Genomic DNA, 5,346 nt, shown 5'->3' with positions numbered 1-5,346 from the left:
CGGTAGGAATTTTTGGCTACTGGGCCAGAGTGATAACCAATGACCAGCCCAGACAGCGCAAATACAAGTGTATCACCACAACTAGCTTTAATAAAGATACAAACCGCAATAATCCTTAGCACTTACCGTGTAAGGGTACACGCTCGCATTGGGCGAGAAACTTGGGCGCGGTTGTGGTACTTGTGTCGAGCGTTAGACCGGGAAGGGGCGGGACACTTAACACTACCACTAGCTGTAATACAGACATTTCTAAATTGCAATGACAAGTCTGTTTACCGTTGGTTGCAGCAAGGCAAGAAACGAGGAGCATTTCGGTATTACAAAGTTAGAACCGGAGTGGTAACGGTTTACTTGGGTAGTATGTTCAGTGTTTGCTACCGAATGAACCTCAAGCATTGGGGGGGAGTAGAAGAATGTGAACTATGGAAAGTGTTAGACCTCAGCCAACTGCGGTCACGGATTACGGGCATAGTCACACAAAGATTTCAGCAGAAAAGCCGATACGCGGCCGATCGCCAACTAAAGCCACAGTATAGAAAACTTTACGGGACAGCACACCCAAACGAGCTAGTGGGGGATGAAAGGCAATCCTCACATAAATCGCCAGTGGGGGAAGTACCTTGCGTACTTCACATTAGTTCGTCACGGATATTTGTCTCAAAAAGGTTCATTCACTACGGCACTTCTCAAAATGCTATTAGCTGTGAGTTGGGCATTCACACCCGGACGGTGCGACGGCATCAAGAGAAGCTGGGCATGACCCGCCGGCAACTTTGCCAGCACAAGTATGAGTATCATCAAATTTCCCAAGCTTGGGAAAATGAAGCTACTGAGTGGCGGGCATGGGGAAGCGACGGCACAGAATCAAAAGTAGGGTATCAGGTCACGGGAAATGCGATGGTCTACGACCGACCGAAGGTCATCGCATTTTCTGACGGCGTGACTCCAGGAGCGAAAAAGCAACAGCCCAACACTTACCAAGTGAAAGCGGCTGATTTTGGCAATCGCTTCTTTAGGGTAGGTAAGCAGGTTTTCATAAACCGATGCAACATCTACCGGGAAGAGTTAAAGCTGAAAACCATGTCAGCAGCGCGTCGCAAGTACCACTACCAACTGTCACAGTGCCAGTTGTCGGAAAAAACGAGCCGCCGGGGTAGGCAGCCGGATTTTAAAGGGGCTGCCAATTGAGCGAAATATGAAGGACATTTTTAAGAATTTTTTTCGGGCAGCAGACTGAGATACTTTCTTCGGGTCTAGGGTCGAAGAAAGTAACTCTGTTGAATAGTTGTGACCATGCCGGAGTTCTGGAAAACTTTTTGCGTTATGCGTTATCTGCATTCTGCATAAATGCAATATAAGATATTCGCATCCTGCGTATCTGATATACACATCCTGCGTATCTGATTTACGCATCCTGCAAAAATAGGGTGCAAGCCCAAAAATATGCAGGATATGATTTACAGGTTTGAGAGTTTTAGCGTTCACCCGTCTTACTGCATAAGCTTTTAGCTGTTGCATCAACTCTGCAAAAAAGATTTAAGTGCAGTTGAAAACCTGGGGTTTGGTGGTAAAATTCCCTTAAAACGAAAATGCGCCGCTAATTGGTGTTGTCAGCACCAATTAACGACGACTTCCCCTCCCATGTCTTACCCATGAAAGGAGCGATATCATCATGTCAGATTTTCAAGCTACAAACAATACTTACTACATTCCTCAGCCGTTATTTGCTTTTGGGGAATTGGTGCAGACTGTTGTCAACACAGCCAACCATGTTATGACCATAGTCGGAAGGGTTGACGGTCGCAGTTGGGAAGAGGATGAACCCCAAAATGGTCGATGGGCATACGTGATAGAGGTTGATTACACCCTATCTTCCGTTTCTGAAAACTACGCAGGGACTCACGACTATGTGGAAGAACAGGAATTAACACCCCATGTCATCCCCAGCAGTCAATTAGCCGTAGCATAGAGCAAAACCAAAAGCCCGCTAATACCTGAAGCGGGCTTTAAAGTATGGTGTCGGGAACTGACAAAAATTTGCTAGACAACATAGTGTTATCCGGTTGTTGCTTTTTTCTATCGACCACTATAGTAGTCGATGCGAAATGCGTTAAGTTTACGCATGAATTTTCCGCGAACCCTATAGGGGTGCGTGAAATAATAGCGCGTGAAATTTAGGTGCAATTTTAGAAAATATTAAACCAGTGACAAGTTAACTTGCCGAAGAAATATTACGGTGGTTTTAGCGACTCAAAGCGACTCAATCCCATAGACCATCAAACCTGTTGGGTGCTAACTGGGTGTAGCGGACGGTGTGGTTAATGTTCTTGTGTCCCAAGTAGTCTTGTATGCGCCTGGTGTCTGTTCCTTTGGCGGCCAGAGCATAACCGCAGCTATGGCGTAACATATGGGGGTGTAGTGGGAAATCAAAGCCAGCCACCTCCCCGGCACGGCTGATAATTTTGCGTACCGTGTCATCGGTGATAGGTGCGCCGCGCTCACTCATGAATATCCAGGGTGTTTTATCCTTGGCCTGTTTTTTAAACGCTCGCAACGCTCGCATCTCATCCGGGTAGATGGGATGATTAGCAGGTGTACCGCGTTTCATGCGGCGAATGTGAATACTGGCTGTTTCCCAGTCGATGTCAGACCACCGCAACGCGATCGCCTCAGAGACGCGCAAGCCGTGACGAAACATCATCAACAATAACAGTTCATCGCGCTGCTGGTTTCTGCCAACAGTCTTAGCCGCGCTGATCAATCGCTCAACTTCATCGGGTCTTAAGTATTCGCGCGATCGCACATCTTCATTTTTAGGTCGTCTCAATTTGGGATTCCTTGGGGCAAGTGGTTCAACTTTCCGATTTTCGGAGTTATACACCAGTTTTAGGTGAGGTCGTGACCTTGGTTTATAGAAACTCATGCCTTTAGACTCTCGGTAATTTATTCTTTTTACCGAAAGTTTACCGCGTCTGCTTTAATTCCCGAATAAATGTGTCGATAGCTTTCCCCCCTGCCGACTGCCTACCAACTCTGAGCTTGCTGAGTATGCGATCGCGTATTGCTTCATAGTCTGGCACAGAGGCATCTGTAACTTGTGATTTTAACTGCTCGATTTCCTTATCCTTGTTTTTGACAGTTGACTTTAACAGCCAGTTCTCATGAGCCAGTTCGTTGCGTTCGGCGTTGACCTCATCCCCTAGCTGAGTGATTCTCTGAAGTTCCTGCTTAAGCTTTTGGTTTTCAGTCTCTTGTTGTCGCAGCTTATCTGTTACCCTTTTAAGACTTGTTCCATCTTTTAAGTCGCTGTTTTGCTTCTCCACGCTGGCTAGCTCATCTTCTAACTCTTTCTTCTGCTTGCGAGCGTAGTTGAGTTTAGTTTCTAAACTCTTAACTTCATTTTGCAACTCTGTAACTTGATTCTGTAACTGAGTGACAATCTCACTGTCTGCCACTTCATTGTCGGAGTCAGTAGGCTGTTCTTCTTGCTCCTCTTCTACTGTTGTGGGACTTCCAGCCAGCTTTGCTACTTCTTGTCTCAACTCCCTCAATGCTTGCCACAGGTTAGTTACATCCTTGGTAGTTGCATATTTAATCGTTTCAGTTGCAGATGGCTTATATGTAACCTCTCGTAGTTCAGGTGGTTTCTCAATCAGGGCTGCTATCTCTTCCAGCCGCTCAACAGTTAACTCGTCAGGTTTCCCTATGTAACGTTTATGTAACTTCCCTTTGATTCTACGGTAGGCGTACCAGTAACCGCTTTTCTCAACCCTAGCGGTGAACCCTGTTAACTCAGACTTTGGCTCATAGCGGAAAGATTTGTTATTCTCTAGCCACTTCAGCCATTGGGGGGAATCTAACTCAATAACCGTGTCGTCGTCAGTCTCTATTATCCCTTGGTAGACTGTTGGAATTTTACTCATGTTACTCAATGCTGTATGTAACTATAATATATAACAGTTTTTATGCTACTTATGCAACTATCGAGACGCAACAGTGGCTATTCAACAGTGACTATTGCTAGTTAAGTTTGTTAAGGTTGCATAACAGTCATTGAGAAATAACAATGCTAACGGGAAGGCGATTGAGTGAGGGTAGAAAAATACATCTCCTGAAATCCAAAGCAGAGGGTTTGAATTGGCTCACGGTTTGCGGTCGTCAGCTACAGCTAGAAGAAATGCCAATTGAAGACTTTACTGGGGATATCTGTGCGAGTTGCAGTTACCAACATAAGTTGATGATCAAGAAAACCGCTTGACAGTTACCCACTAATTACAGATAATAGTTGCATGAGTTGATTATGCAACTGTTGAGCAAGTAAATCGTAGCGGCGTGTTGCTCCTATTGCGATGGCTTTTTGGACTAAAATCTGGTTGAATATTTTTAAGTGCCTGATGCACTACATGAAGTCGGCATTTAATTGCGCCCCGGTCAGAGAGACTCTCACCTCTCCCCGCCGGCACGACTTCCACCCAATCGCAAACCCGATTAGGAGACAAGTAATTATGATATCGCGTCGGCAGCTGCTGGTTAATTTTCCAGCCGTGCTATTTAGTGCCGTTGTCGGACAACGCACTGATAACTATTACCCATTACCCAAACCCAAGTTTCACATCGGTCAACGTGTTGTAACCCGGTATGAGTCAGAATCCTCTGGCTTGGTAGAAGCAACAGGAACAGTCAGAGGACTATGCTGGCAACCAGAGGACTGGTTAATTGATGTTGGCTGGGTTTATACAGTATTGCTTGATGATTGCGAATACGACTACGTACCTGAGCTTGACTTAGAATCCTGTTGGCTGATTGCTCCAGAACACACTTTCGGTTTAATGATAGAACCATCAGCAAAACTAATTAAAAATTGTTCTGGAAAACAAGAAAAACTTAACTGTTTTCATGTATCAATACAACTAATGAAAAGTGTTCGGGAGCAACAAGAAACGCTTATATAGCAAGGCAATCACCCCAGACAAGGTGTCAAGAACTCCACGGCAAAGCTGCAAAGAATTCTATACAAAACACCAAATAATTGATCCTTTGCTAGTTCAGATGTATGCTTAACGAAAATGTCTATTCTTGAGGAATTACCGCGTTCTCAAGAATAGACATTTATACAAAGACCACACAAAAAAAGGAAAAGGTCTTGTAGTTGAAAGTTGCTATTGGTTTAGAGTTGACCAACTCTGTCCCCAAACAACCCCAAAAACAAAACCAACAAAACGTGCATTAAGAGTATCAATTTCTGGGGGTTAGTAACAAGAGCTGGTCAACGCTTAAACGGTAGGAATTTTTGGCTACTGGGCCAGAGTGATAACCAATGACCAGCCCAGACAGCGCAAATACAAG

General features: G+C 44.9%; 5 protein-coding genes. 3 read left to right on the top strand and 2 right to left on the bottom strand.

What is annotated here, in order from left to right; genetic code table 11:
* Positions 1-39 precede the first annotated feature (39 nt).
* Complete coding sequence (locus A3775_RS00095; protein ID WP_066375493.1) at positions 40-1,188, top strand: hypothetical protein; 1,149 nt, start codon at positions 40-42, stop codon at positions 1,186-1,188.
* A 484-nt stretch (positions 1,189-1,672) separates the two neighbouring features.
* A complete protein-coding gene (locus tag A3775_RS00090) occupies positions 1,673-1,969 on the top strand; it encodes a hypothetical protein (protein ID WP_066375495.1) in 297 nt (98 codons plus the stop codon).
* Between the two features lie 291 nt (positions 1,970-2,260).
* On the opposite strand, the gene A3775_RS00085 is transcribed toward A3775_RS00090, so the two are convergent.
* Positions 2,261-2,827, bottom strand: a complete 567-nt coding sequence (locus A3775_RS00085) for a tyrosine-type recombinase/integrase (protein ID WP_066375501.1) — start codon at positions 2,825-2,827, stop codon at positions 2,261-2,263.
* Between the two features lie 136 nt (positions 2,828-2,963).
* The gene (locus A3775_RS00080; RefSeq protein ID WP_066375497.1) at positions 2,964-3,923 is read right to left on the bottom strand and encodes a hypothetical protein; all 960 of its coding nucleotides are present in this window, start codon (positions 3,921-3,923) and stop codon (positions 2,964-2,966) included.
* A 582-nt stretch (positions 3,924-4,505) separates the two neighbouring features.
* On the opposite strand from A3775_RS00080, the gene A3775_RS00070 reads away from it, so the two are divergent.
* Positions 4,506-4,952, top strand: coding sequence for a hypothetical protein (locus A3775_RS00070; RefSeq protein ID WP_066423332.1), 447 nt, complete (start codon positions 4,506-4,508; stop codon positions 4,950-4,952).
* The last annotated feature ends 394 nt before the right edge of the window (positions 4,953-5,346 follow it).

The organism is Anabaena sp. 4-3 (assembly GCF_001597745.1).
GTDB lineage: Bacteria > Cyanobacteriota > Cyanobacteriia > Cyanobacteriales > Nostocaceae > Trichormus.
Note: the sequence above shows the minus strand (reverse complement) of the source record. Positions and strands in the feature narration are given on the sequence as shown.